We start from the raw sequence: 24,774 nt of genomic DNA on the forward strand, positions 1-24,774 counted from the left end.
GAGCTCGGGGGCGCTGCCCTTCGGTGTTCCCGGGCAGCGTTGATCGCGGACGTGCACGCGACCGAAGAGCCAGGATACTGGACCTTTCGCTCACGGCCCAATCCGGTGTGCGCTCCCGGTCGGCGCCCCTCCTGCGAGAAGCGGCTCAGCTGTTTCCGCGCCCCTGCTCGTAGGCCCGCAACTGCTCCGCGCTGATCATGCTGGTGTCGAAGAGACTGGTCTCTTCGAGGGCCTGCGCCTGCTGCGGGACGTAGGCCTGGTGGTCCTGCTGCGCCTGGTGGCCCTGCTGGGCCTGGTGCGGCTGCTGGGCCTGGTGCGGGTCGTAGGCGCCTTGATGGCCTTGATGGCCGTCGTAGCCCTGGAAGGCGTACGGGTCGGCCTGCTGGTAGCCGTACGGGTCCTGCTGACCCGGGTACTGCTGCTGGTAGCCGCCGCCGTAGGTGTCGGGCTGCTGCTGATAGCCGTAGGCCGGCTGCATGTCCTGCTGGTCGTACTGCTGCGGTACGGGCTGCTCGACCGGCGCGGCCACCGTCTCCCGCTCCGTGAGGGCGGCGAGGTCGGCGAGGTAGTCGGCGTCGCTGGAGTGCTGGACGGTGGAGAGGTCGTCGGCGAGGGCCCCGAGGTCGTCGCTGGCGATCCGGCCGTGCAGCTTCTGACGGCCGCGGCCGACGGCCTCCAGGGTCTTGGCGAGGACCGCCTCGAAGGCGCCGAGCTTGACGTCGACGTACTCGTCGGCGGTGCGGCGCAGGGTCTCCGGGTCGTGGCTGCGCTCGGGGGCGTCGTCGTCCTGGTAGCCCTGTTCGTCGGTTCCCGGACCGGTGCCGAGGAGCTTCTCCCGGCCGCGGCCGACCGAGCCGAGCGTCTTGGTGAGAACGACCTCGAAGTTGGCGAGCTTGGAGTCGACGTAGTCGTCGGCCTCCGCGCGGACCTCCTCCGCCTCCTGGCGGGCCTCGGCGAGGATGCGGTCGGCCTCGGCCTGGGAGCGGCGGGCGACCTCCGTGTCGGAGATCAGGGAGCCACGCTCGGCGTGCGCCTGCCCGATGATCCGCTCGGCCTCCTGGCGGGCCTGCTCGACCATCTGCTCACGGTCACCGATCAGCTCCTGGGCCTGCGCCAGGGAGCCGGGCAGGGCCGCGCGTACCTCTTCCAGCATCGCGAGCAGGTCGGCGCGGTTGACCACGCACGAGGCCGACATGGGCATCGACCGGGCACCGGAGACCGCGGACACGATCTCGTCGAGCTTCTTCTGCACGTCCACCTGTGCTCGCCACTCTCTACAGCTGTGTTGGAGACGGACGGGACGACTGTAAGGCCATGAGGCGACCGGCGGACACCGGCTGACGGTTCGTCAGCTGCTCAGTCCTGCCGGAGCCGCTCGCCGAGGGCCTGAAGGACCAGTGGCGGCACCAGGTGGGAGACGTCCCCACCCCAGGTCGCGACCTCCTTGACCAGGGAGGAGGAGAGGAAACTGTAGGTCGGGTTGGTGGGCACGAACAGGGTCTCCACCCCCGACAGGCCGTTGTTCATCTGGGCCATCTGCAGCTCGTAGTCGAAGTCGCTGACCGCGCGCAGGCCCTTGACGATGGCCGGGATGTCGCGCTGCTTGCAGAAGTCGACGAGGAGGCCGTGGAAGGCCTCCACCCGGACGTTTCCGTACTCGGCGGTGACCTGGCGGATCAGGTCGATCCGCTCGTCGATCTCGAACAGGCCTCTCTTGGACTTGTTGATCATGACCGCGACATAGACCTCGTCATACAGACGCGAGGCGCGGGAAATGATGTCGAGGTGTCCGTTGGTGATCGGGTCGAACGACCCGGGACAGACGGCGCGGCGCACTTGAGATCCCTCGCTCTCCGGTCCGGTCATCGTGCGTCTTCGCACGTAGAGGCGGCGCGACCGTACCAAAACGTTCCCTCGCCGTAGCGACGGGCCCGGATCGCTTCGAAACCGTCCGGCCAGTGGAATTCGCCGCCTCTGGTGCTGCGCTCCACGGTGACGAGGGCTTCGGGCGCGAGCCAGCCCCCGGCGAGGAGTGTGAGCAGAATCTCCCGAAGATCGCCGTCCGAGACGGCGTACGGCGGGTCGAGGAAGGCGAGGTCGTAGGGCTGCTCCGGCTCCACCTGGATGACCTGGTGGGCCTTGCCCGCCCTGACCTCGGCGCCGGGCAGGCCCAGGGTGCGCACGTTCTCCCGGACGATACGGGCGGCCCTGGCGTCGGCCTCGACGAGGAGGGTGTGGCTCGCGCCTCGGGAGAGGGCTTCCAGGCCGACGGCGCCGGAGCCGGCGTAGAGGTCGAGGACGCGTTCGCCGTCCAAGGGGCCGCCCAGGAGGGACTGCCACGTGGAGAAAAGACCTTCGCGTGCGCGGTCGGACGTGGGACGGGTTCCGGTGCCTGGAGGGACTGCCAGGCGTCGTCCGCCGGCTGCGCCGGCGATCACGCGGGTCATCTTTGGTCCTTGGTTGTGGGCGGCTTCTGGTTCATTGTGGCTGGTCGCGCTCCCGCGGCGGTAGCCGCATATGCCATTCGGCCCGCGCCCCTGAGGTAAGTCTCCCTCAGCCCTTTTCCAAGTACTGCTCCCTCTCGTCGTCCAAGAGGGCCTCCAGCGCCGTCCGCAGGCCCGGCAGGTGCTCCAGCTCCGGGTCTGCCGCGACCAGCGCCGCCGCCTCCTCCCTGGCCTCCGTGATGATCTCCTCGTCCTCGATGACCGCGAGCATCCGGAGACTGGTGCGCGCGCCCGACTGGGCCTGGCCGAGGACGTCGCCCTCCCGGCGCTGTTCGAGGTCGATGCGGGAGAGCTCGAAGCCGTCGAGCGTGGCGGCGACGGCGTTCAGCCGCTGGCGGGCCGCGCTCGCCTCGGGCATCTCGGTCACCAGCAGACACAGACCGGCGGCCGAGCCTCGTCCCACCCGGCCGCGCAGCTGGTGCAGCTGGGAGACGCCGAAGCGGTCGGCGTCCATGATCACCATGGCGGTGGCGTTGGGGACGTTGACGCCGACCTCGATGACGGTGGTGGCGACCAGCACGTCGGTCTCCCCGGCGGCGAAGCGGCGCATGACCGCGTCCTTGTCGTCGGGAGGCATACGACCGTGCAGCACCTCGACCTTGAGGCCCTGGAGGGGGCCGGTGGCCAGCTGGTCGGCGACGTCGAGGACGGCGAGCGGCGGGCGCTTCTCGGCCTCGTCCTCGGGGGACTTCTTCCGGGCCTTCTTGGGGTCGTCCTCCTCGTCGCCGATGCGGGGGCAGACGACGTAGCCCTGATGGCCGTTGTCGACCTCCTCGCGCACCCGTTCCCAGGCCCGGGCCAGGAAGTGGGGTTTGTCGGCGGCCGGCACGACATGGCTGGCGATCGGGGAGCGGCCGGCCGGGAGCTGGTCGAGGACGGAGGTCTCGAGGTCGCCGAAGACCGTCATCGCGACCGTGCGCGGAATGGGCGTGGCCGTCATGACGAGCAGGTGGGGAGGTTGTTTGCCCTTGCCGCGCAGGGCGTCGCGCTGTTCCACGCCGAAGCGGTGCTGTTCGTCGACGACGACCAGCCCGAGGTCGTGGAACTGCACCTTGTCCTCGATCAGCGCGTGGGTGCCGATCACGATCCCGGCCTCGCCGGTGACGAGGTCGAGCAGTGCCTGCCGTCGGGCCGCCGCCCCCATGGAGCCGGTCAGCAGCACCACCTTGGTGGCCTGGTCGGCGCCGCCCAGCATGCCGCCCTCGGCCAGTTCCCCCATCATCTCGACGACCGAGCGGTGGTGCTGCTGGGCGAGGACCTCGGTGGGCGCGAGCATGACGGCCTGCCCTCCGGTGTCGACGACGGCGAGCATGGCGCGCAGCGCCACCATGGTCTTGCCGGAACCGACCTCTCCCTGCAGGAGGCGGTGCATCGGGTGGTCGGTGGCCAGGTCGTCGAAGATCTCCTTGGAGACCTTCCGCTGGCCGTCGGTGAGGGTGAAGGGCAGGCGGGAGTCGAAGGCCGTGAGGAGACCGTCGGGTGCCGGCTTGCGGGGCACGGCGGGGAGTTGGGCGTCGGCGTGGCGGCGGCGGGCGAGGGCGACCTGGAGCACGAAGGCCTCGTCCCACTTGAGGCGGGCCCGGGCGTCCTCGATGTCGGCCTTGGTGTGCGGGCGGTGGATCTTGAGCAGGGCCTCCGGCAGGGAGACCAGGCCGCGGCCCTCACGCAGGGAGTCAGGGAGCGGGTCGAGGGCTTCCTGGGCGCTCGGCAGGACGGTCTGGATCGCCTTGCCGATCTTCCAGGACTCCAGCTTGGCGGTGGCGGGGTAGAGCGGGATGAGGGCGCCGGCCCAGCTGTCGACGGCCTCCGCCGCCTCGCCGTCGGCGCCGCGCAGCAACTCGTACGCCGGATGCGCCAGTTGGAGGCGGCGGTTGAAGACGGAGACCTTGCCCGCGAACAGCGCGCGGGTGCCCGGCAGAAGCTCCTTGTGGGGCTTGTGAACGCCGTTGCCGAAGAAGACCAGTTGGAGCCGGCCGCTGCCGTCGGTGATCGTGACTTCGAGGCGCTGCCCCTTGCCCCGCGGGGCCTTGGCCGAGGCGAAGCTGTGCAGACGGGCGTCGGCGACCTGGGCGACCACCGTGACGTGCTCGTCCATGGGGAGGTCGGCGAGGTGGGTGAGCTGGCCACGCTCCTCGTATCTGCGCGGGTAGTGGTGCAGGAGGTCACCGACCGTGTGCAGGCCGAGGTGCTCGGCCATCACCTTCGCGGTGGCGGGGCCGAGCACCCTTTTGAGCGGTTCTTCCAGTGCGGGCACGAGATCCATTGCACACCACACCACTGACATTGCCGTATACGTACCGCGAAACCCCTGGTCAGGACGCTCGTTCGGGCCCTAGGATGACGCGCTCCGGCCATCCCTCCCCGCGGTCACGCCCCACACGGGACCGCCCGACCCCGCGCCGTCGAGAACTCCCCCACCGGCGCCGTGACGATGGACTCCCAGACCTCACATTCATCCCAGGCACCCCAGCAGCCCCATACGTTCCAGGTCGACCTGCGCGGCCTGGTGGACCTCCTCTCCCATCACCTCTACTCCAGTCCCAAGGTCTATCTGCGCGAGCTGCTGCAGAACGCGGTGGACGCCATCACCGCCCGGCGGGCCGAGGAACCGGACGCCCCCGCCCGGGTACGGATCCACGCCGAGGGCGGGTCCCTGCGGGTCGAGGACACCGGCGTGGGACTCAGCGAGTCGGACGTGCACACCCTGCTGGCGACCATCGGGCGCAGCTCCAAACGGGCCGAGGGGCTCCAGGAGGTCCGCGCCGACTTCCTCGGGCAGTTCGGCATCGGGCTGCTCGCCTGCTTCGTGGTCGCCGAGCGGATCCGGGTGGTCAGCCGCAGCGCCCGTACGCCGGGTGCGCCGCCCGTGGAGTGGACGGCGAGCGACGACGGTTCGTACACCGTGCGGACGCTGCCGGACACCGCCCGGCCCGAACCGGGCACCACCGTGCACCTGACGGCACGGGCCGGCGTCGGCGAGTGGCTGACCGAGGAACGCGTCCTGGCGCTGGCGCGGGACTTCGGGTCGCTGCTGCCGTACGACGTGCGGGTGGGCGAGGAGGCGGTCACCGATCTGCCCGCGCCGTGGGACCGGCCGTACCCGAGTCCCGCGGGCCGCCGGGTGGCGCTGGCGCGGCACTGTCACGAGGTGTTCGGGTTCACTCCGCTGGACGCGATCGACCTGGCGGTGCCGCTCGCCGGGATCCGCGGGGTGGCGTACGTCCTGCCGTCGGCGGTCAGCCCGGTCCAGCGGGCGGGTCACCGCGTGCACCTGAAGGGCATGCTGCTGACCGAGCGGGGCGAACAGCTGCTGCCCGACTGGGCGTTCTTCGTGCGCTGCGTCCTGGACACCGACAGCCTGCGGCCCACGGCCTCGCGGGAGTCGCTGTACGAGGACGAGACGCTGGCCGCGGTACGGGAGGCGCTGGGCGAGCGGATCCGGTCCTGGCTGACGGGGCTGGCGGCCGGCGATCCGCAGCGGCTGGCGGACTTCCTGGCCGTGCACCACCTGGGCGTGAAGTCGCTGGCGCGGCACGACAGCGAGATGCTGCGCACGATGCTGCCGTGGCTGCCGTTCGAGACGACCGACGGACAGCTGTCCCTGGAGGAGTTCGCGCGGCGACACCCGGTCGTGCACTTCACCCGGACCGTCGAGGAGTTCCGGCAGGTCGCGCCGATCGCGTCCGCGCAGGGCGTCGGGGTGATCAACGGTGGCTACACGTACGACAGCGAGCTGATCGAGGCGCTGCCGTCGGTGCGGCCGGGGACGGTGGTCGCGGAGCTGGACGCCGACACCGTGACCGCGCACCTGGACGCGGTCGACGCGGCCGAGGAACTGGCGCTGTCCGCCTTCCTGGCGGTCGCGCGGGCCAAGCTCGACCCGCTGGGATGCGATGTCGTCCTGCGGTCCTTCCGCCCGCTGTCGGTTCCCGCGCTGCACCTGGACGACCGGGCGGCCCGGCACGAGCAGGCGCGAGCGGAGGCGGCGGAGCAGGCCGACGATCTGTGGGCGGGCATCCTCGGCTCGTTGCGCGGCGGCGCGCCGCGCGCGCGTCTGGTGCTCAACCATCTCAACCCGCTGATCCGGCGGATCAGTTCACTCGGCGACCCGGAACTGATCGGCACCGCCACGGAGTCTCTGTACGGGCAGGCGCTGCTGATGGCGCAACGCCCGCTCAGGCCCGCGGACTCGGCCCTGCTGAACCGGGCGTTCATCGGCCTCCTGGAGTGGGCCACGCACAGCGAGGACGGTCACCCATGAGCCGGATCACGGACTTCGACGACCTCCGTCAGGCGATGGCGGAGAACTCCGAACAGCCGGAGGGGCCGGCCCGCAACGCGCGCGCGGAGCAGTTGCTCGCCGAGGCGGAGCGGCTGAACATCCCGCTCGCGGTGATCGAGGCGCTCGGGCACCAGCTGAAGGTCTACAACTACAGCTCCGAGAAGGACAAGATGTTCGTTCCCTTCGCGCGCCTGTTGCGCATGTGGGACGAGCGGCCCGAGGACTTCGACGAGTACGAGACGCACTCGCTGCACTGGGTCTTCAAGTGGATGTCGGCCGGCATGCTCGACCAGCCGCACATTCCGTTGGCGTCCATCGAGAAGTGGCTCGGCGAGATGGAGCACCGCTACCGGCTCGCCGGGCACTCCGAACGGGCCGTGCGCAGCGCCGAGTTCAGTGTGGCCGCGCACCTCGGGGACGTGCCGCGGGCCGAGCGGGCGTACACCGCCTGGCTGGCCGCCGACCGGGACGCCATGGCCGACTGCCACGCGTGCGAGCTGCACGGGCAGGGCTGGTGGCAGGCCCAGCGGGGCCGGGACGCTGAGGCGCTCGCGTTGTGGGGCCCGGTCCTGGCGGGCGAGTTCACCTGCGCGCACGAGCCGCACACGGTCCTCGCGTCCTCCCTGGCGCCGCTGCTTCGGCTGGGCCGCGTCGATGAGGCCCGGGCCCACCACCTGCGGGGCTTCCGGCTCGTGCGGCCCATGGAGAGCATGCGGGGTGCCTACGCGGACCACGTCGAGTTCTGCGCGCTGACCGGGAACGAGGCGCGTGGCCTGGAACTGCTCGCCCAGCGGCCGACGTACTTCGCCGACGGCGGACATCCGCGCAGCGGCCTGGAGTTCATGGCCGTGGTCGCCCTGCTCATGGACCGGCTGACCGAGCTGGGGCTCGGCGATCAGCGGGTACCGGGACCGGCCGACCGGGCGTGGACCGCGCGGGACCTGGCAGCGCACGCGCGCGGGGAGGCGCTCGCGCTGGCCGCCCGCTTCGACGGCCGCAACGGCACGCGACACGTCAGTGAGCGGGCCCGCGCGCGGATGGCGCAGCGGCCGCTGGTCGAGCGGCTGCCGCTGGGGGTGCGTTCGGTGCGGACGGCCGCGGTGGCGGCGGCGGCCCCGGCGCCGGTGGCCGCTTCCCCGGAGGAGCCAGATCTGCGGACGCTGCTCGTCGAGGCCCGGCGGCTCTCGGACACCTTGCAGCCGCACGCGATCGAGGCGTGGGCGGCCGTCGCGCGCGCCGCGGAGGGCGTCGAGCTGGAGGCCCGCGACCGGGCCGAGATCGCCGACCACCAGGCGATGGAGCAGGGCCCGGAGGGCATAGCCCTGTTCGAACGTGCCGCCGAGCTGTTCGCGCAGGCGGGCGACCCGGGCGAGGCACTGGCGGCCCGCGCCCGTGCGGCCTACGTGCGCGCCCTCACCGGCGAGGTGACCGAGGCGCTCGCGGCGGTGGCCGGTCCCTACGACGAGGTCCTCGCGCTCTACGCCGAGGACGGTACGGGCGTACGGCAGACGGCGTCGGTGCTGATGGCGCGGGCGCGGATCCTGATGCGGCGGGTTCACGAGGCGGAGGAGCCGCTGGAGGAAGCGGTGGTGGCCGACTCAGGCACCGGCGGCCCGGCGGCGGCCGCGGACGGGACCGCCGGTCTCCCGGCGGGGCCCGCCGAAGCCGAGAGGGCTGGGGACGGCGTGGGTACGTCCGCTGCCTCCTCGTTCGGTTCGGTGCTCGCCGAGGCGGAAGGGGCCGCCCGGGAGGTGCTGGCCCTGGTCGAGGGGCGCACCGGTGACGACGTCCGGCTCGCCGCGCGGGCCGCCGAGGCGCGGGCGATGCTCGCGGAGCTGGCCGCGCAGACCGGGGACGTGGCGGCGGCCCAGGAGCTGTTCGCGCGGGCCGCGGAGGGCTTCGTGGGCGCGGGGCTGCCGTGGTTCGCCGTGGAGTACGAGGCCAGGCTCGCCGCGCTCGCGCACCACGTCGGCGATCTGGCCGGGACGGAGCGGGCGCTGCGGTGCGCCCTGGAGCACGGTGGGCCGCACCTGGAGCCGACGGGACGGGCGCAGCTGCACCTCCAGCTGGCCGAGGTCGTCGGGGGTCGCGGCCTGTCCGAGGAGGCCGCCGAGCATGCCCTGGAGGCGGCGCACTGGGCCGACGAGGCCGGCGAGGGGCCCACGTTCGGAGCCTTGGCCCGGCACCAGCTCGGCGGGTTCCTGTTGCGGCAGGGGCGCTGGGCGGAGGCGGCCGAGGTGCTGGAGTCGGCGCTGACCGACCTCGGCGCCGAGACGCACGGCGAGGGCGCGATCGTGCAGACCCAGTGGTGGCTCGGCGACTGTCTGAGCGAACTCGGCGAACACCGCGAGGCCGCCGAACGCCGGTTGCAGGCAGCCGAGATCGCCCGGCACTGGCCGGAGCAGCACGACCACGCGACGCTCGCCCACCTCGCCGCCGAGTCCCTCGGTCACGCCGGCCTGCCCGCCGAGGCGGACCTGGCCTACGCGCGCGCCGGCGAGCTGTGGCGCACGCTCGGCAACGTCCACGGTCTCGTCCGCTCGCTGCGGGCCCGTGCGTGGCTCGCGCTGCGCACCGAGGACGGGGCCGGGGCGGCGCGGGAGTTGATGGCGCTCTCGGTCCGCGAGTGCGAGACGGCACTGGGCGCGGCGGCGGACGACGAGGAGACTCGGCAGCGGCTGCTGGGCGAACTCGGCCACACGCACCGGCAGTTCGGTGACCTGCTGGCCCGTTCGGTGGCCGAGGACGCCGAGGACGACTCGATCCGGGCGGTGTTGAACGATGCCCTGTCCCAAGTGGCGGAGGCGATCGTGGTCTTCGCCGCCCTCGGGGCCGACGCCCTGTCCAGCCGGACCGCCGCCGAACTCGCCGCGGGATGGCTGGAGGCCGACCTGGGCCGCCCCAAGGACGCGGCGACCCGCGCGCGTGCGGTGCTGTCGGCGTACGCCGACGCCGTCGAGGACGAGGACGACATCGTGCGGGCGCGCCGGTCCGAGGCACGGCAACTGCTCGGCGTGGTGGAGGAACAGGCGACGGGCTAGACGACACGGGGCGGTGGAGGGCAGCGGGCCGACGGGCTGCGCGCTGGCGGCGGGCAATAGGCGACGCCGACTGCCGGTGGCTGGTTGCCCACTGCCATCTGGCGTCCGCTGCCTGCCGTCCCTTGGCTGACCACTGGCGACTGCCGTCTGGAGTCCGCTGGCCGCCGTGCCGGCTGCTCGCTGGCGTCCGCCGTCTCCCGTCCGCCGTCTGGAGTCCGCTGGCTGCCGTCTGCAGACTGCGGTCTGCCGACGGCTGGCTGATCGCGGCTGGCGGATCGCTGCCATCTGCATTCCGCTGGCCGCCGTGCCGGCTGCTCGTTTCCATCCGCCGTCTGGAGTCCGATGGCTGCCAGCTGCGATCTACCGACAGCTGGCGGCTCGCTGCCCGCTGCCTGCCGCCTGCCTTCCGCCCGCCGGCTCCCGGCTGGCGGGCGACAGGCGGCAGCCAGCGGGCGTCACCGAGGCGGCAGCCAGGGGCATCACGCGACAGGCGGCGGCCAGCGGGCCGCAGGCCACAGGCCACAGGCTGCAGGCCACAGGCTGCAGGCCACAGGCTGCAGGCCGCCGCGGTTACTCGACCCCGATCAGCAGCAGAGCCCCCTGTCGCCCGCCCCGGTACACGACCGTGTCCACGGCGAGGTACGACTCCCGTACGCGGGCTTCGAGGTGGTCGGCGACCGATGCGGGGGCCTCGTCGCCCAGGACGAGGGTGACCAGTTCGCCGCCGGCCGAGAGCATGCGGTCGAGGACCGTCTCCGCGGTCGCCCCGATGTCCGCGCCGATCACGGCGACGTCGCCGTCGATGAGCCCGAGGACGTCACCGGCCTGGCAGATGCCGGCCATGGTCCAGGACTGCCGCTCCGCCACGACGACCTCGGCGTACCGAGTGGCTCCCGCAGCCGAGGTCATGGTCACGACGTCCTCGTCGAAGCGGCGCTCCGGCTCGTGCACGGCGAGCGCGGCGATTCCCTGGACCGCGGAGCGGGTCGGGATCAGGGCCACCCGGATGCCCTCGGTACGGGCCTGTGCGGCGGCCGCGGCCGCGGTGTGCCGCAGGTCCGGGTCGTTGGGCAGCAGCACCACCTCGCGCGCGTGGGCCCGCCGTACGGCCTCCACGAGTTCCCCGCTGGCGGGCGGCTCCCCGGGGCGCGCGAGGACGGTGGTCGCGCCCGCTTCGGTGTACAGCCCGGCCAGTCCCTCACCGGGCACGACGGCCACGACCGCGCGCTGGGCCCGCTCCCCGACCGGCCGCTCGGCACCGGTGGTGTGCACGTCACCGAGCCCGAAGTGGGTGATCCGGATCCGGTACGGCCGCCCGGCCTCGACGCCCGCCTCCACGGCGGCGCCCGCGTCGTCCACGTGCACATGCACGTTCCACAGCCCGTCCCCGCCCACCACGACGAGCGAGTCCCCGAGGGCGTCGAGCCGGGTCCGCAGCCGCGCGACCGCTTCGTCCCGCGCCTCCAGCAGGTAGATCACCTCGAAGGCCGGCCCACCCTTACCGGGGGCCTGCGGTCCGTCCCCGCACTCTCCCTCGTCGCCGGGAGACGGCGACGGATGGGCGGGCGCCCGCGCGGCAGACGGATGGGCGGGCCCCCGCGCGGCAGAGGTCCGACCGCCCGATTGCGCCTGCTCGGTGTGCTCCACGCCCCGTCCCACGCGCGCGTGAACGGCGTCGGCCCCGGGCACAGCGTGCGCGGATCCCGCCGGGCCGCCGTGTCCCGCCCGGGCATGCGGTACGGAAGCGGATGCCGGACCCGTCGTCCCACCCGGCGTCTGCCCCGTGAACGTCTCCACCAGGGCCCCGAGGACCGCGACCAGGCCCCGTCCGCCCGCGTCGACCACTCCGGCGCGCTCCAGGACGGCCAGCTGCCCCGGCGTCGCGGCGAGGGCGGTGCGCGCTCCCTCGTAGGCCACCCGGGCCACCGTCGCGCAGTCACCCCCGCCCGCTGCCTCGGCCGCGGCGTCGGCGGCGGCCGAGGCGACCGTGAGGACCGTTCCCTCGACGGGGCGGGCCACGGCCTGGCGGGCGGAGTCGGACGCGTGCCGCAGGGCGAGCCCAAGGCCCCGGCCGTCGGTGTGAGCGGTCTCACCGTCGGCGGCGAGCACCTGCGCCATGCCGCGCAGCAACTGCGCGAGGATCGTCCCCGAGTTGCCCCGCGCGCCGATCAGCGCCCCGTGGGCCATCGCCCGGACGGCATCGGCGAGTGTCGGCCCGCGGACTGCCGGAGGGCCCGCCTCATGCCCCGCGAACACCGCCTCGACGGCCCCGACGGCGGACTCCATGGTCAGATACAGGTTCGTACCGGTGTCCCCGTCCGCCACGGGATAGACGTTGATCGCGTCGATCTCCTCCCGCGCCCGTCCGAGCGCGGCCAGCGCGAGAGAGCACCAGGTGCGCACCGCGAGAGCATCGAAGAATGTCTGCGGCTCCTGCGCCACCTACGCCTCCTTTGAGCTGCCGGACGTGGGTCGCAGCGTAGACCTCGGGGTGCTGTCCACCGGAAGAGGGCCTGGAGCGGAGCCCTGAGCAGCCATGGTAGTTTCGTTCCACTGGCGCAGTCGTTGTATGCTGCTCCGGTTGCCCGATCCACATCGGGCCACCTCCCTGGCACCGCCACCCAGATCTCTGATCCTGTGATCTCGATCCCCGGCATGCCGGGATCCACCGTAAGTGCATCTGAAGTCTTTGGAGTGACCCGTGGCTGCCAACTGCGACGTCTGCGGCAAGGGGCCGGGCTTCGGCAACAACATCTCGCACTCGCACCGCCGTACGTCCCGTCGCTGGAACCCGAACATCCAGCGTGTGCGTACCGTGGTGAGCGGGACGCCGAAGCGCGTGAACGCTTGCACCTCGTGCATCAAGGCCGGCAAGGTCTCGCGCTGACGCACATCCCCCACCTCTCGACTTCGGTCGAGGCGGGGGGACCCCCATCGCGCGCGGCCACTGCTGGTTCGCTGCTCTGAGCCGGTCCACCTGGTGTGGACCGGCTTTTTGCATGCCCACGCCCGGACGGCCCGTCATTCTGAGGGAGCACTCCCCTTGAAGGCCCACGCGTGATCCACGGGCCCGATCCCCCCGCCGAGCGCGTACCCGGCCACGATCGCCCCGGTGACGTACTCCTTGGCCGCCGCCACCGCCTCCGGCACGCTCCGCCCCTTCGCCAAATGCGACGCGATCGCGGAGGCGAGGGTGCAGCCCGTGCCGTGCGTGTGCCGGTTGTCATGTCTCGGCGCGCGCAGCCAGTGCTCCTCGGAGCCGTCCGTGAGCAGGTCCACGGCGTCACCGGCCAGATGGCCGCCCTTGATGAGCGCCCACCGGGGCCCGTACCCCAGCACCGCCGCGGCGGCCTTCCGCATCCCGCCCTCCGACTCGACCCGCACGCCGGTGAGTTGGGTCACCTCGTCCAGGTTCGGCGTCGCCACGGTGGCCACCGGCAGCAGCTTCGTCCGCACGGAGTCCAGCGCGGACGCGGCCAGCAACGGGTCCCCGTGCTTGGACACCCCGACCGGGTCGACGACGACGGGCGCGTCCGTGCCCGCGATCAACTCCGCCACCACCTCCACGAGTTCGGCGGAGGCGAGCATCCCCGTCTTCACCGCCTGTACGCCGATGTCGTCCACGACACTGCGGTACTGCGCCCGCACCGCCTCCACCGGCAGCTCCCAAGCCCCCTGCACGCCCAGGGAGTTCTGCGCGGTGACCGCGGTGACGACACTCATGCCGTGCACGCCGAGCGCGAGCATGGTCTTCAGGTCGGCCTGGATCCCGGCTCCGCCCCCGGAGTCGGAACCCGCGACCGTCAGCACCCTCGGCGGCGCGCTCATGACTCGATGTCCCCGAAGTGGTCCCAGCCGCCCTTCTTGGTCCACGGCGCCCCGTCGACCGTCACCTGGGGCAGAGCCGACGGGTTGAGCACCTCGCCGATCACCTTCCAGCGGGCCGGCAGCTTCACGTCCGGCGGGAAGGTCGCCACGATCGCGTGGTCCTCTCCCCCGGTCAGCACCCACTGCATGGCGTCGACGCCGACGGCCTGCCCGATGTCGTTCATCTGGGACGGGATGTCGATCGCGCCGGAGCGGATGTCGATACGGACCTTGCTGGCCTCGGCGATGTGCCCGAGGTCCGCGATCAGCCCGTCGCTCACGTCGCACATGGCGGTCGCCCCGAGCCCGGCGGCGGCCGGACCGGCGTGGTACGGCGGCTCGGGGCGCCGGTGCGCCTCCACGAAGGCCCGCGGCGAACGGAACCCCCGGGACAGCACCGCGTATCCGGCGGCGGACCAGCCCAGCCATCCGGTCACCGCGACGAGGTCACCGGGCTGGGCGCCCGCCCGCGTGACCGGCTCGTTGTTGCGCAGATCCCCGAGCGCGGTGATCGACACCATGATCGTGTCACCGCGTACGACGTCCCCGCCGACCACGGAGGCACCGGCCACCTGGCACTCGTCGCGCAGGCCGTCCATCAGTTCGCTCGCCCAGGTCACCGGGAGTTCGCCGGGGACGACCAAGCCGAGCAGCAGCGCGGTCGGTACGGCGCCCATGGCGGCGATGTCCGCGAGGTTCTGCGCGGCCGCCTTGCGGCCCACGTCGTAGGCGGTGGACCAGTCGCGGCGGAAGTGCCGCCCCTCCAGGAGGATGTCGGTGCTGGCCACGACCCGTCGGTCCGGCGCGGCGACCACCGCGGCGTCGTCGCCGGGGCCGACCCGGACCGCCGGAGTGGTGGTGAGACGGGAGGTGAGCTCCCTGATGAGCCCGAACTCCCCAAGCTCACCAACAGTGCCCTTCATTGCCCTTACGCCCCTTCTGTACCTGTCCGTGCCCGCTCGCGCGTCACCAGTGTCCTCGATACGGTCGAGGTGACCGTCAACTTCTGTCGTGCCCGTGCCCCGGCGCGGGCGTCCTCGTCCCGCGGGTCTCCCCGTGGCGAGCTGCGACGCGATACCGTGGCGTTCCTTTTCCCCACATGATCCTCGTGGCCGCCCTGGAGGTTCCGTGGTACAGGCGTACATCCTGATCCAGACGGAGGTCGGCAAAGCGTCGACCGTCGCAGAGACGATCAGCAAGCTCCCTGGAGTCATCCAGGCCGAGGACGTGACAGGACCGTACGACGTCATCGTGCGCGCCCAGTCCGACACAGTGGACGATCTCGGCCGCATGGTGGTCGCGAAAGTCCAGCAGGTGGACGGCATCACCCGCACCCTGACCTGTCCGGTCGTCCATCTGTAGCCCCCGTCTACCCTTGACCGGTGAACCTCTTCCGTCACCGGCGCCGCATTGTCATCGGGCCGCCCGCGATCGCCGTGCTGATCACGGTCGCGGGCTGTTCCACAGCAGACGACACCGCCTCGGCGGCGGTTCCCAGTCCGAGTGCGAAGGTCACCAAGCTGTGCCGGGACCTGGACAAGGTACTGCCGTCGAAAGTGGACGGTGAGAGCCGCCACGACCCCGACCCGGCCTCCGCACTGACCGCGGGCTGGGGAGGCCCGGCGATCATACTGCGCTGCGGTGTCGGGCAGCCTCCGAAGATGATCGACCCCGAGGTGGCGGAGGGAGGCGACCCGGACGCGGTCGCCGGCGGCGTGAACGGAGTCGACTGGCTGATGGAGAAGCAGGACGGCGGGGGCAGCCGCTTCACCACGGCCAACCGGAGCGTGTACGTCGAGGTGACGGTGCCGAAGGGAACGGACAGCTCCGGGGCGCTGATCGATCTGGCCCCGGCAGTCAAGAAGGCGATCCCCGAGGGGATCGCCGACTAGACACTCCGGCAGCCTTGGCCACTCCCGGATACTCAACCGGCCGCGGACAGCGTCAGCGCAGGCCCGTCGAACGACGCAGCGCCGCCTGGATCAAGCGGTCCACCAGCTCGCCGTACTCGATGCCACTGGCCTGCCACATCTTCGGGTACATCGAGATCGGCGTGAAGCCGGGCATCGTGTTGATCTCGTTGATCACGAACTCGCCGTCCTCGGTGAGGAAGAAGTCCGCGCGGACGAGGCCCTCGCAGGAGGCCGCCTCGAAGGCGTCCACCGCGAGCCGCTGCACCCGGGCGGTCTCCTCGGGCGTCAGCGGCGCGGGGACGAGGCCGGGAGTCGAGTCGATGTACTTCGCCTCGAAGTCGTAGTAGGCGTGCGTGTCCGGCGGCGGGATCTCCGCGGGGACGGAGGCACGCGGACCGTCCTCGAACTCCAGCACCCCGCACTCGATCTCGCGACCGCGCAGCGCCGCCTCCACCAGGATCTTCGGGTCGTGCCGCTGCGCCTCGGCGATCGCATCGTCGAGCCCCGCCAGGTCGTCGACCTTGGTGATGCCGATCGACGAGCCCGCCCGTGCGGGCTTCACGAACAGCGGCCAGCCGTGCTCCCCGGCGAAGTCGATGATCTTCTTGCGGGCGGCGGACTCGTCCCGCTCCCACTCGCGCGGGCGGATCACCACGTACGGGCCCACCCGCAGCCCGAAGGAGGTGAACACCCGCTTCATGTACTCCTTGTCCTGGCCGACGGCCGAGGCGAGCACACCGGAACCCACATACGGCACCCCGGACAGCTCCAACATGCCCTGGAGGGTGCCGTCCTCGCCGTACGGGCCGTGCAGCACCGGGAAGACCACGTCGATCTCGCCGAGCACCTTGGGCACCGATCCGGGCTCGCCGTAGACGACTTCGCGGTTCGTGGGGTCGACGGGCAGCACCACGCCGCCCTCGCCGGACTCGGCGAGCTCCTCGACATCGGGCGTACGGCGGTCGGTGATCGCCATCCGCTCCGGATCGTCGGCGGTGAGCGCCCACCGGCCGTCCCGGGTGATGCCGATCGGCAGGACGTCGTACGTCGTCCGGTCGATGGCCTTGAGGACGGCTCCGGCCGTGACCATGGAGATCCCGTGTTCGGAGCTGCGCCCGCCGAACACGACGGCCACGCGCGGCTTGCGAGGCGACTGCTCAGGGCTCTGGGGGAGGTTCTCGGTGCTCATATCGCGTTGAGGGTACCCGTTGGTAAGGCCCCGAGACAGCGTCCACCCCGGGGGTTCGCTCAGCGTCGTTCGGGCTTCGCGCTGCGCGACATCAGCTCCTTGAGAGCGACCACGGGAGGCTTGCCCTCGTGGACGATTCCCACGACCGTCTCGGTGATGGGCATGTCGACGCCGTGCCGGCGGGCCAGATCCAGCACCGACTCACAGGACTTGACGCCCTCGGCGGTCTGCCTGGTGACCGCGATGGTCTCCTGGAGGGTCATGCCCTTGCCGAGGTTGGTGCCGAAGGTGTGGTTGCGCGACAGCGGCGAGGAACAGGTCGCCACCAGGTCGCCGAGCCCGGCGAGCCCGGAGAACGTCAGCGGGTCGGCGCCCATCGCCAGACCCAGCCGGGTCGTCTCCGCCAGCCCCCGCGTGATCAGCGAGCCCTTGGCGTTGTCACCGAGTCCCATGCCGTCCACGATGCCGACGGCCAGCCCGATGACGTTCTTGACCGCACCGCCGAGTTCGCAGCCCACCACGTCGGTGTTGGTGTACGGGCGGAAGTACGGCGTGTGGCAGGCGGCCTGGAGCCGCTGGGCGACACCCTCGTCGGTGCACGCGACCACGGCGGCGGCCGGCATCCGGGCGGCGATCTCCCGGGCCAGGTTGGGCCCGGTGACCACCGCGACGCGGCTCGGGCCCACCTTGGCGACGTCCTCGACGACCTCGCTCATCCGCATGGCGGAACCGAGTTCGACGCCCTTCATCAACGACACGAGGACCGTGTCGGGCGCGAGCAGCGGTGCCCACTCGGCGAGGTTGGTCCGCAGCGTCTGGGAGGGGATCGCGAGCACGGTGAAATCGGCGTCACGCGCGGCCTCGGCGGCGTCCGCCGTCGCCCGCAGGTTCTCGGGGAGTTCGACGCCGGGGAGGTAGTCGGGGTTCGTACGCGTGGAGTTGACCGCTTGGGCGACTTCGGCGCGCCGGCCCCACAGGGTCACCTCGCAGCCCGCGTCGGCGAGGACCATACCGAAGGCGGTGCCCCATGATCCGGTGCCGAAGACGGCCGCCTTGACCGGCTTGCTCACGTGCCCTGCCCCTCTTCCTGTCCGATCTTGCGCTGCGCCGGCGGCTGCGTCAGTGGCTGCGTCTGCGCCCGGGTCCGACGCCGCTGCTCGATCCGCTCGCGGCGCGGGTCGTACGGCGTGGCGGGCGCCTTCTCGCCGCGGATCTCCTCCAGCTGGCGGGTGACGGCGGCCATGATGACCTCGGTCGCCGCCTTCAGGAGCTCCGGGGTCATCTCCCGGTCGTAGAAGGGCCGAAGGTCCACCGGGGGCCCGGCGAGCACGTGGTGGGTCTTGCGCGGCAGGAAATCGGGCTTCCTGGCGTACGGCGGCAGCACCTCGTTGGCTCCCCACTGGGCCACCGGGATCACCGGGCACTTGGTCTGCAGGGCGACCCGGGCGGCACCGGTCTTGCCGGTCATGGGCCAGCCGTTCGGGTCGCGGGTGAGGGTGCCCTCGGGATAGAAGGCGACGCACTCACCGCGTTCCACGGCCTCGATGGCGGCCCGGAAGGCACTGAGCGCGTCCGTGCTCTCGCGGTAGACGGGGATCTGCCCGGTGCCGCGCATCGCGGCCCCCACGAATCCCTTCCGGAAAAGGCCGCTCTTGGCCAGGAATCGCGGAACGCGGCCCGTGTTGTACTGAAAGTGCGCGTAGGCGAAGGGATCGATGTGCGAATTGTGGTTCACGGCGGTGATAAATCCACCGTCAGCTGGAATGTGCTCCATTCCGCGCCAGTCCCGCTTGATCAGAACCACCAGCGGCGGTTTGCAGAGGACCGCTGCGAAGCGGTACCAGAACCCGATTCTGCGGCGGGTCACGCGGACACCTTCCTCTAGTGCCTGGGGGGCCGCACAAGTGTCGCCCCAGGCCGCCGGTCTGTCGAGAACACCGTACGCCCCGACTACGCCACCGCCAGATGCACCGGTGACGGCTGAGTAACAATGGCGGCTACAAGAGAGGGACGGAACGCTTGTGCAGTGGACGTTGGTCATACCCGTGAAGCCCCTGGCGCGGGCCAAGAGCAGGCTCTCGGACACCGCCGCCGACGGGCTGCGCCCAGGGCTGGCCCTCGCCTTCGCCCAGGACACCGTCGCGGCGGCGCTGGCCTGCCCGGCTGTGAAGGATGTGGCAGTCGTCACGGACGACTCGCTGGCAGGCCGTGAGCTGGGCACTCTGGGTGCCCACATCGTCTCCGACGAGCCGCGCGGCGGCCTGAACGCCGCTCTGGCGCACGCGGCCTCCGTCGTACGCGCCGCACGCCCCGAAAGCGCCGTGGCGGCCCTCAACGCGGATCTGCCGGCACTGCGCCCCCTGGAATTGGCCCGGGTTCTGGACGCGGCAGCGGAATTCCCCCGCGCCTTTCTCCCGGACGCCGCCGCAATCGGCACCACTCTGCTGGCAGCCCGCGAAGGCACGGAATTGCAGCCCGCCTTCGGCACGGATTCCCGGGCCCGCCATCGCGCGTCGGGCGCGGCGGAACTCGTCCTCGACTCGGTGGATTCCGTCCGGCAGGACGTGGACACCGGCGCCGACCTGCGCGCCGCGTTGACCCTGGGAGTCGGCCCCCGCACGGCGGCTCAGGCAGCGCGGCTGTTGATCCCCTGGCAGTAGGCTGACGCCATGCAGGCCACCGCATATACGTACGACCCCGAAAGCCGCAGCGGACAGGTGCTGCTCGACGACGGCACCCCGGTGCCCTTCGACGGGCCCGCGTTCGACGCGGGCGGGCTGAGGCTGCTGCGTCCCGGGCAGCGGGTGCGCGTCGAGACGGAGGGCGAGGGCGAGAGGCGCCGGATCACGCTCGTGACGCTGCAGACGTTCTGAGAACCGCCGCGACGCCGTCGGACACCGTCCTCCGTACCCACAGCCCCCGAAGCCCTGCCGGGGTGTCCCTGGACACGCCGCGGGCCGGGCTCCCTGCGGAGTCCGGCCCGGCGCGTGAGTGCCCCTGTGCCCCTACCTCTTGCGGGCGGTGGCCTTCTTGGCGGTGGTCGTGCGAGCCGTCGACTTCTTGGCGGGGGCCTTCTTGGCCGTCGCCTTCTTCGCCGGGGCCTTCTTGGCCGTCGCCTTCTTCGCGGTCGTCTTCTTCGCGGCGGTGGACTTGGCGGTCGCCGTGGTCTTCTTGGCGGGCGCCTTCTTGGCCGTCGTCTTCTTCGCGGTGGCCGTGGTCTTCTTGGCCGTCGTCTTCTTCGCGGTCGTCTTCTTCGCGGCGGCAGTCTTGGTCGTGGCGCGCTTGGCCGCGGCCTTCTTGACCGTCGCGGAAGCCCCGCCGGTCAGGCTGCCCTTGGGCGCCTTCTTGACGGCGACGTCGTTCTTCGGGAGCTTCTTCGAGCCGCTCACCAGGTCCTTGAAGCCCTGGCCCGCGCGGAAGCGCGGCACGGAGGTCTTCTTGACCCGAACCCGCTCGCCCGTCTGGGGGTTGCGGGCGTAACGGGCCGGACGGTCGACCTTCTCGAACGAACCGAACCCGGTGACCGAGACCCGGTCACCCGCAACGGTCGCGCGGACGATGGCGTCCAGGACCGCGTCGACGGCGTCGGCGGCCTGCTGGCGGCCGCCCACCTTGTCGGCAATCGCTTCTACGAGCTGCGCCTTGTTCACGTCTTCCCCTTCGGAGACATTGCCAGAACGAAAGTGTTCAAGCGTTTTCGCACGTTAGGCAGATATATACCGCAAATCAAACACGAAACGGGCTAATCACCCGTGCGCCGCAACGAACTCGGCTGTTCTGGACTTGTTCAGCATTCCTCTTCGGGGATTCGACCCGCGTCGAGATCTGCCACGAACCCCTCCAGACGCCTTGCCGCATCGGCGAGATCGTGCTTGGCCGCGGCCGTAATGACCAGCAGCTTCCGGGTCAGCGCCATCCGTACGCCCTCCGGGACTTGCAGTGCGCGCACCCTTGCGTGCGCTTCCTTGAGTAGGTCCGCGACTGCCTCATAGAGCTGGAGTTGGCCGTCGTGTTCCATGCACAGATTGTGCCATCTGGGGCGAGTTGTCGCCCGCCCAGGGGGCAACTGCCGCCGCAAACGGCCTTCCGGGCACATGGGGAAGCCACGGTTCCACATCTCGCGTACCCCAGCAACAACCCTTCTAACGCCGGAAGTTGGCAGAACGCCCAACCCCATGCAGGGCCGTTCGGGTGCAGACATGGCGGTACCCCCGATCGGGCTGATCGGGGGTACCACGGGGGTGTCACGGTGGCCGAAACTCGACCTGTTCAGTTGGTTGTGCCGGCCACTCCGGTCAGCTCTGGAGCGTCCGCGGCTTGTACGACGGGCGCTTGGCCTCGTACGCGGCGATGTCGGGCTCGTTCTGGAGGGTGATGGAGATGTCGTCCAGCCCGTTCAGCAGCCGCCAACGCGCGTTCTCGTCGAGTTCGAAGGCGGCGGTGATGCCCTCGGCACGCACCTCGCGGGCCTCCAGGTCCACCGTGATCTCGGCCTGGGGGTCCTTCTCCGTGAGGTCCTGCAGCGCGTCCACGACCTTCTGCTCCAGAACCACCGTGAGCAGGCCGTTCTTGAGCGAGTTGCCGCGGAAGATGTCGGCGAAGCGGGACGAGACGACGGCCTTGAAGCCGTAGTTCTGCAGGGCCCAGACGGCATGCTCACGGGAGGAACCGGTACCGAAGTCGGGGCCGGCGACCAGGACGGTCGCACCCTTGCGTTCGGGCTGGTTGAGGATGAACTGCGGGTCCTTGCGCCAGGCCTCGAACAATCCGTCCTCGAACCCGTCCCGGGTGACCTTCTTGAGCCAGTGAGCAGGGATGATCTGGTCGGTGTCGACGTTGGAGCGGCGCAGCGGGACGGCCCGACCGGTGTGCGTGGTGAATGCTTCCATGACTCTCAGACTCCAGCGGGCGTACGGGGCTCGGCGTCGGACAGGTCGGCCGGGGAGGCCAGGTGGCCCAGGACCGCGGTGGCCGCCGCGACCTGCGGCGACACCAGGTGCGTACGACCGCCCTTGCCCTGCCGGCCCTCGAAGTTGCGGTTGGAGGTGGACGCCGAGCGCTCACCCGGGGCCAGCTGGTCCGGGTTCATGCCCAGACACATCGAGCAGCCCGCGTGCCGCCACTCGGCGCCGGCCTCCTTGAAGACGACGTCCAGGCCCTCGGAGACGGCCTGCAGACCGACCCGCGCGGAGCCGGGGACGACCAGCATCCGTACGCCGTCGGCGACTTTGCGGCCCTTGACGAGCTCGGCGGCGGCACGCAGGTCCTCGATGCGGCCGTTGGTGCACGAACCTACGAAGACGGTGTCCACCTTGATGGTGCGCAGCGGCTGTCCGGCCTCCAACCCCATGTATTCCAGGGCCTTTTCGGCGGCGACGCGCTCCGATGCGTCTTCGTACGAAGCAGGGTCGGGGACGTCGGCCGAAAGCGGCGCGCCCTGACCGGGGTTGGTGCCCCAGGTGACGAACGGCGACAGTTCGGCGGCCTCGATGACGACCTCGGCGTCGAACTCGGCGTCGTCGTCCGTCCGCAGCGTCTTCCAGTACGCGACGGCCGCGTCCCAGTCCTCGCCCTCGGGGGCATGCGGGCGGCCCTCGATGTAGTCGAAGGTGGTCTGGTCGGGGGCGATCATGCCCGCGCGGGCGCCGGCCTCGATCGACATGTTGCAGATGGTCATCCGGGCCTCCATCGAGAGCTTCTCGATGGCGGAGCCGCGGTATTCCAGGACGTAGCCCTGGCCGCCGCCGGTGCCGATCCTGGCGATGATCGCCAGGATCAGGTCCTTGGCGGTGACGCCGTCGGGCAGTTCGCCGTTGACGGTGATGGCCATGGTCTTGGGCCGGTCCAGCGGCAGCGTCTGGGTGGCCAGCACGTGCTCGACCTGGGAGGTGCCGATGCCGAACGCCAGACAGCCGAAGGCGCCGTGAGTGGAGGTGTGCGAGTCGCCGCAGACCACGGTCATGCCGGGCTGGGTCAGACCCAGCTGCGGGCCGACGACGTGCACGACACCCTGCTCGACGTCACCCAGCGGATGCAGCCGGACACCGAAGTCGGCGGCGTTCTTGCGCAGCGTCTCCAGCTGGATCCGGGAGACCGGGTCCGCGATCGGCTTGTCGATGTCGAGGGTCGGGGTGTTGTGGTCCTCGGTGGCGATGGTCAGGTCGAGCCGGCGCACCCGGCGACCGCTCTTGCGCAGTCCGTCGAAGGCCTGCGGGCTGGTCACCTCGTGCAGCAGGTGCAGATCGATGAAGAGGAGGTCAGGCTCGCCCTCGGCGCGCCGGACGACGTGGTCGTCCCAGACCTTCTCCGCGAGTGTCCTACCCATCGCTTTCCCTCCGGCCGGCAAGTGGTGAACCGGCCCAACTAGAGATCTTGGGGAAGCGGCGCCCGCGCCCCTGTCTCCGGGCATCCGCCGCCGGGCCCTTGTTCTGCGGGCCGCTGTGTCTTCCAGAGTGGCGCGTTCCACCGAAAATTGAACTTGCGTTTCACAGAGTGAGACGCGAGTATCGTTTCATGGACAACAGTAGCGGCGTCGGCGTTCTGGACAAGGCAGCCCTTGTCCTGAGCGCCCTGGAGTCCGGTCCGGCCACCCTCGCGGGTCTGGTCGCGGCGACCGGACTGGCACGACCCACGGCCCACCGGCTGGCCGTGGCTCTGGAGCACCACCGCATGGTGGCGCGCGACATGCAGGGCCGGTTCATTCTCGGCCCCCGGCTGGCCGAGCTGGCCGCGGCCGCCGGCGAGGACCGCCTCCTCGCCACCGCGGGCCCGGTGCTCACCCACCTCCGGGACATCACGGGCGAGAGCGCGCAGCTCTACCGTCGGCAGGGCGACATGCGTATCTGCGTCGCCGCGGCGGAGCGGCTGTCCGGTCTTCGGGACACGGTCCCGGTCGGCTCGACGCTCACGATGAAGGCGGGCTCCTCCGCCCAGATCCTGATGGCCTGGGAGGAGCCGGAGCGTCTGCACCGGGGCCTGCAGGGCGCCCGCTTCACGGCCACGGCCCTGTCGGGTGTACGGCGCCGGGGCTGGGCCCAGTCGATCGGCGAGCGCGAGCCGGGCGTCGCGTCGGTGTCCGCCCCCGTGCGCGGCCCCTCCAACCGTGTGGTGGCCGCCGTCTCGGTCTCCGGCCCCATCGAGCGCCTGACCCGCCACCCGGGTCGTATGCACGCCCAGGCCGTCATCGACGCCGCGGCCCGCCTCTCCGAGGCCCTGCGCCGCACGGGCTGAACCACCGACCGCACCGAACCGTGGGGAACGAGCGGCCTCAACGCCGCGGCAGCTCGTCCCGAACGGTTTCATGACCCGCCCCCACGTGGTGGCCGAACTGCTGTTGTCCTACGCCCAGTTGGCGCACCAAGCGAACCTGAGGCGGGAACGCCGAAGGCCCTCCACCGAAGTGGAGGGCCTTCGCCTTGCGTACCCCCGACCGGATTCGAACCGGCGCTACCGCCTTGAGAGGGCGGCGTGCTAGGCCGCTACACAACGGGGGCGAGGATCTTGCGTTTCCGCAGATCCGAGCTGGTCTACCAGGACTCGAACCTAGAATGACGGTACCAGAAACCGTAGTGTTGCCAATTACACCATAGACCAATGTGGTTCAGACCAGTTCGTACCCCCGACCGGATTCGAACCGGCGCTACCGCCTTGAGAGGGCGGCGTGCTAGGCCGCTACACAACGGGGGCCCTAGCGATCCTGCATCAGGTACAACGGGTGCGACCCGGATTGTTCCCGTGGGAAGGATCTGTACCCCCGACCGGATTCGAACCGGCGCTACTGCCTTGAGAGGGCAGCGTGCTAGGCCGCTACACAACGGGGGCTTTGCGGAGTTGATCTCCGCGGTGCAGATGAGCTCTGCGAGCTGGCCTACCAGGACTCGAACCTAGACTAACGGAACCAGAAACCGTCGTGCTGCCAATTACACCATAGGCCACTGAAACGCAATCTCCTGTGGAGATCTTGTTTAGCTTGCGCCTC

The 24,774-nt window shown here is 71.1% G+C and carries 22 protein-coding genes and 5 tRNA genes; 8 read left to right on the plus strand and 19 right to left on the minus strand.

The window, feature by feature from the left end:
* Nucleotides 1-145: 145 nt before the first annotated feature.
* From ABZ027_RS13220 to recG, 4 genes are all read right to left on the minus strand, one after another.
* Complete coding sequence (locus ABZ027_RS13220) at nucleotides 146-1,258, minus strand: cell division initiation protein (protein ID WP_356767500.1); 1,113 nt, start codon at nucleotides 1,256-1,258, stop codon at nucleotides 146-148.
* A gap of 98 nt (nucleotides 1,259-1,356) precedes the next feature.
* Nucleotides 1,357-1,836 (minus strand): pantetheine-phosphate adenylyltransferase, encoded by a 480-nt coding sequence (coaD, locus tag ABZ027_RS13225; protein ID WP_356767557.1) that lies wholly within the window; start codon nucleotides 1,834-1,836, stop codon nucleotides 1,357-1,359.
* 26 nt (nucleotides 1,837-1,862) lie between these two features.
* On the minus strand, nucleotides 1,863-2,447 hold the full coding sequence (gene rsmD / locus ABZ027_RS13230) for a 16S rRNA (guanine(966)-N(2))-methyltransferase RsmD (RefSeq protein ID WP_356767502.1): 585 nt from the start codon (nucleotides 2,445-2,447) through the stop codon (nucleotides 1,863-1,865).
* Between the two features lie 106 nt (nucleotides 2,448-2,553).
* Nucleotides 2,554-4,767, minus strand: a complete 2,214-nt coding sequence (gene recG, locus ABZ027_RS13235; protein WP_356767503.1) for an ATP-dependent DNA helicase RecG — start codon at nucleotides 4,765-4,767, stop codon at nucleotides 2,554-2,556.
* Nucleotides 4,768-4,935: 168 nt separating this feature from the next.
* Between recG and ABZ027_RS13240 the strand changes: the two genes are divergently transcribed.
* Together ABZ027_RS13240 and ABZ027_RS13245 are read left to right on the plus strand one after the other, a co-directional pair.
* Nucleotides 4,936-6,765 carry an HSP90 family protein gene (locus ABZ027_RS13240; RefSeq protein ID WP_356767505.1) on the plus strand — a complete coding sequence of 610 codons (1,830 nt, stop codon included), beginning with the start codon at nucleotides 4,936-4,938 and terminating at the stop codon, nucleotides 6,763-6,765.
* A complete protein-coding gene (locus ABZ027_RS13245; protein WP_356767507.1) occupies nucleotides 6,762-9,827 on the plus strand; it encodes a tetratricopeptide repeat protein in 3,066 nt (1,021 codons plus the stop codon). Before ABZ027_RS13240 ends, ABZ027_RS13245 begins: the two co-directional genes overlap by 4 nt.
* Before the next feature lie 570 nt (nucleotides 9,828-10,397).
* Here ABZ027_RS13245 and ABZ027_RS13250 read toward each other — a convergent pair.
* Nucleotides 10,398-12,269 carry a DAK2 domain-containing protein gene (locus tag ABZ027_RS13250; RefSeq protein WP_356767509.1) on the minus strand — a complete coding sequence of 624 codons (1,872 nt, stop codon included), beginning with the start codon at nucleotides 12,267-12,269 and terminating at the stop codon, nucleotides 10,398-10,400.
* A gap of 259 nt (nucleotides 12,270-12,528) precedes the next feature.
* Here ABZ027_RS13250 and rpmB point away from each other — a divergent pair, with 259 nt between their 5' ends.
* Nucleotides 12,529-12,714: a 50S ribosomal protein L28 gene (gene rpmB / locus ABZ027_RS13255; protein WP_003973430.1), complete on the plus strand. Its 186-nt coding sequence runs from the start codon at nucleotides 12,529-12,531 to the stop codon at nucleotides 12,712-12,714.
* Between the two features lie 134 nt (nucleotides 12,715-12,848).
* On the opposite strand, the gene thiD is transcribed toward rpmB, so the two are convergent.
* Both thiD and ABZ027_RS13265 read right to left on the minus strand, forming a co-directional pair.
* Nucleotides 12,849-13,655, minus strand: coding sequence for a bifunctional hydroxymethylpyrimidine kinase/phosphomethylpyrimidine kinase (gene thiD / locus ABZ027_RS13260; protein WP_356767511.1), 807 nt, complete (start codon nucleotides 13,653-13,655; stop codon nucleotides 12,849-12,851).
* The gene (locus ABZ027_RS13265; protein WP_356767513.1) at nucleotides 13,652-14,617 is read right to left on the minus strand and encodes a thiamine-phosphate kinase; all 966 of its coding nucleotides are present in this window, start codon (nucleotides 14,615-14,617) and stop codon (nucleotides 13,652-13,654) included. Before ABZ027_RS13265 ends, thiD begins: the two co-directional genes overlap by 4 nt.
* A gap of 205 nt (nucleotides 14,618-14,822) precedes the next feature.
* Here ABZ027_RS13265 and ABZ027_RS13270 point away from each other — a divergent pair, with 205 nt between their 5' ends.
* Entirely contained in the window at nucleotides 14,823-15,056 is a 234-nt protein-coding gene (locus ABZ027_RS13270; RefSeq protein WP_324788849.1) for an Lrp/AsnC ligand binding domain-containing protein, read from the plus strand.
* 20 nt (nucleotides 15,057-15,076) lie between these two features.
* Complete coding sequence (locus ABZ027_RS13275) at nucleotides 15,077-15,586, plus strand: DUF3515 domain-containing protein (protein WP_356767515.1); 510 nt, start codon at nucleotides 15,077-15,079, stop codon at nucleotides 15,584-15,586.
* 52 nt (nucleotides 15,587-15,638) lie between these two features.
* Here the strand turns inward: ABZ027_RS13275 and ABZ027_RS13280 are convergent, their stop codons facing one another.
* Genes ABZ027_RS13280 through ABZ027_RS13290 form a run of 3 tightly spaced genes read right to left on the minus strand, consistent with a single transcriptional unit; the run spans nucleotide 15,639 to nucleotide 18,663 of the window.
* The gene (locus ABZ027_RS13280) at nucleotides 15,639-16,796 is read right to left on the minus strand and encodes a D-alanine--D-alanine ligase family protein (protein ID WP_356767517.1); all 1,158 of its coding nucleotides are present in this window, start codon (nucleotides 16,794-16,796) and stop codon (nucleotides 15,639-15,641) included.
* A 59-nt stretch (nucleotides 16,797-16,855) separates the two neighbouring features.
* A complete protein-coding gene (locus tag ABZ027_RS13285; RefSeq protein ID WP_356767519.1) occupies nucleotides 16,856-17,866 on the minus strand; it encodes an NAD(P)H-dependent glycerol-3-phosphate dehydrogenase in 1,011 nt (336 codons plus the stop codon).
* A complete protein-coding gene (locus tag ABZ027_RS13290; RefSeq protein ID WP_356767521.1) occupies nucleotides 17,863-18,663 on the minus strand; it encodes a lysophospholipid acyltransferase family protein in 801 nt (266 codons plus the stop codon). The genes ABZ027_RS13285 and ABZ027_RS13290 overlap by 4 nt, the downstream gene beginning before the upstream one ends.
* A 154-nt stretch (nucleotides 18,664-18,817) precedes the next feature.
* Between ABZ027_RS13290 and cofC the strand changes: the two genes are divergently transcribed.
* Both cofC and ABZ027_RS13300 read left to right on the plus strand, forming a co-directional pair.
* Complete coding sequence (cofC, locus tag ABZ027_RS13295; protein WP_356767523.1) at nucleotides 18,818-19,456, plus strand: 2-phospho-L-lactate guanylyltransferase; 639 nt, start codon at nucleotides 18,818-18,820, stop codon at nucleotides 19,454-19,456.
* Nucleotides 19,457-19,465: 9 nt separating this feature from the next.
* Nucleotides 19,466-19,669, plus strand: a complete 204-nt coding sequence (locus tag ABZ027_RS13300) for a hypothetical protein (protein ID WP_356767525.1) — start codon at nucleotides 19,466-19,468, stop codon at nucleotides 19,667-19,669.
* A 132-nt stretch (nucleotides 19,670-19,801) separates the two neighbouring features.
* Here the strand turns inward: ABZ027_RS13300 and ABZ027_RS13305 are convergent, their stop codons facing one another.
* The 4 genes from ABZ027_RS13305 to leuC form a co-directional block, all read right to left on the minus strand.
* Nucleotides 19,802-20,446, minus strand: a complete 645-nt coding sequence (locus tag ABZ027_RS13305; RefSeq protein WP_356767527.1) for an HU family DNA-binding protein — start codon at nucleotides 20,444-20,446, stop codon at nucleotides 19,802-19,804.
* Nucleotides 20,447-20,583: 137 nt separating this feature from the next.
* Nucleotides 20,584-20,814 (minus strand): hypothetical protein, encoded by a 231-nt coding sequence (locus ABZ027_RS13310; protein WP_356767529.1) that lies wholly within the window; start codon nucleotides 20,812-20,814, stop codon nucleotides 20,584-20,586.
* Between the two features lie 277 nt (nucleotides 20,815-21,091).
* Nucleotides 21,092-21,685 carry a 3-isopropylmalate dehydratase small subunit gene (gene leuD / locus ABZ027_RS13315; RefSeq protein WP_356767531.1) on the minus strand — a complete coding sequence of 198 codons (594 nt, stop codon included), beginning with the start codon at nucleotides 21,683-21,685 and terminating at the stop codon, nucleotides 21,092-21,094.
* A gap of 5 nt (nucleotides 21,686-21,690) precedes the next feature.
* Nucleotides 21,691-23,121, minus strand: a complete 1,431-nt coding sequence (gene leuC, locus ABZ027_RS13320; RefSeq protein WP_356767533.1) for a 3-isopropylmalate dehydratase large subunit — start codon at nucleotides 23,119-23,121, stop codon at nucleotides 21,691-21,693.
* A gap of 188 nt (nucleotides 23,122-23,309) precedes the next feature.
* Here leuC and ndgR point away from each other — a divergent pair, with 188 nt between their 5' ends.
* Nucleotides 23,310-24,026, plus strand: coding sequence for an IclR family transcriptional regulator NdgR (gene ndgR, locus ABZ027_RS13325; RefSeq protein ID WP_007384919.1), 717 nt, complete (start codon nucleotides 23,310-23,312; stop codon nucleotides 24,024-24,026).
* Between the two features lie 190 nt (nucleotides 24,027-24,216).
* On the opposite strand, the gene ABZ027_RS13330 is transcribed toward ndgR, so the two are convergent.
* The 5 genes from ABZ027_RS13330 to ABZ027_RS13350 all read right to left on the minus strand — a co-directional run bounded on the left by ABZ027_RS13330 (nucleotide 24,217) and on the right by ABZ027_RS13350 (nucleotide 24,730).
* Nucleotides 24,217-24,289 (minus strand) — tRNA-Glu (locus ABZ027_RS13330).
* Between the two features lie 28 nt (nucleotides 24,290-24,317).
* Nucleotides 24,318-24,389 (minus strand) — tRNA-Gln (locus tag ABZ027_RS13335).
* Nucleotides 24,390-24,409: 20 nt separating this feature from the next.
* Nucleotides 24,410-24,482 (minus strand) — tRNA-Glu (locus ABZ027_RS13340).
* A gap of 62 nt (nucleotides 24,483-24,544) precedes the next feature.
* Nucleotides 24,545-24,617 (minus strand) — tRNA-Glu (locus tag ABZ027_RS13345).
* A gap of 41 nt (nucleotides 24,618-24,658) precedes the next feature.
* Nucleotides 24,659-24,730: transfer RNA gene (locus ABZ027_RS13350), tRNA-Gln, on the minus strand.
* Between the last annotated feature and the right edge of the window lie 44 nt (nucleotides 24,731-24,774).

This window comes from Streptomyces sp. NPDC006332 (genome assembly GCF_040612855.1).
GTDB lineage: Bacteria > Actinomycetota > Actinomycetes > Streptomycetales > Streptomycetaceae > Streptomyces.

Coding starts and splice junctions, on each gene's coding strand:
- recG (WP_356767503.1), bottom strand. CDS start 4,767: ATGGATCTCGTGCCCGCACTGGAAGAACCGCTCAAAAGGGTGCTCGGC.
- ABZ027_RS13280 (WP_356767517.1), bottom strand. CDS start 16,796: ATGAGCACCGAGAACCTCCCCCAGAGCCCTGAGCAGTCGCCTCGCAAG.
- ABZ027_RS13300 (WP_356767525.1), top strand. CDS start 19,466: ATGCAGGCCACCGCATATACGTACGACCCCGAAAGCCGCAGCGGACAG.
- ABZ027_RS13240 (WP_356767505.1), top strand. CDS start 4,936: ATGGACTCCCAGACCTCACATTCATCCCAGGCACCCCAGCAGCCCCAT.
- ABZ027_RS13310 (WP_356767529.1), bottom strand. CDS start 20,814: ATGGAACACGACGGCCAACTCCAGCTCTATGAGGCAGTCGCGGACCTA.
- ABZ027_RS13245 (WP_356767507.1), top strand. CDS start 6,762: ATGAGCCGGATCACGGACTTCGACGACCTCCGTCAGGCGATGGCGGAG.
- thiD (WP_356767511.1), bottom strand. CDS start 13,655: ATGAGCGCGCCGCCGAGGGTGCTGACGGTCGCGGGTTCCGACTCCGGG.
- leuD (WP_356767531.1), bottom strand. CDS start 21,685: ATGGAAGCATTCACCACGCACACCGGTCGGGCCGTCCCGCTGCGCCGC.
- rsmD (WP_356767502.1), bottom strand. CDS start 2,447: ATGACCCGCGTGATCGCCGGCGCAGCCGGCGGACGACGCCTGGCAGTC.
- leuC (WP_356767533.1), bottom strand. CDS start 23,121: ATGGGTAGGACACTCGCGGAGAAGGTCTGGGACGACCACGTCGTCCGG.
- ndgR (WP_007384919.1), top strand. CDS start 23,310: ATGGACAACAGTAGCGGCGTCGGCGTTCTGGACAAGGCAGCCCTTGTC.
- ABZ027_RS13265 (WP_356767513.1), bottom strand. CDS start 14,617: ATGAAGGGCACTGTTGGTGAGCTTGGGGAGTTCGGGCTCATCAGGGAG.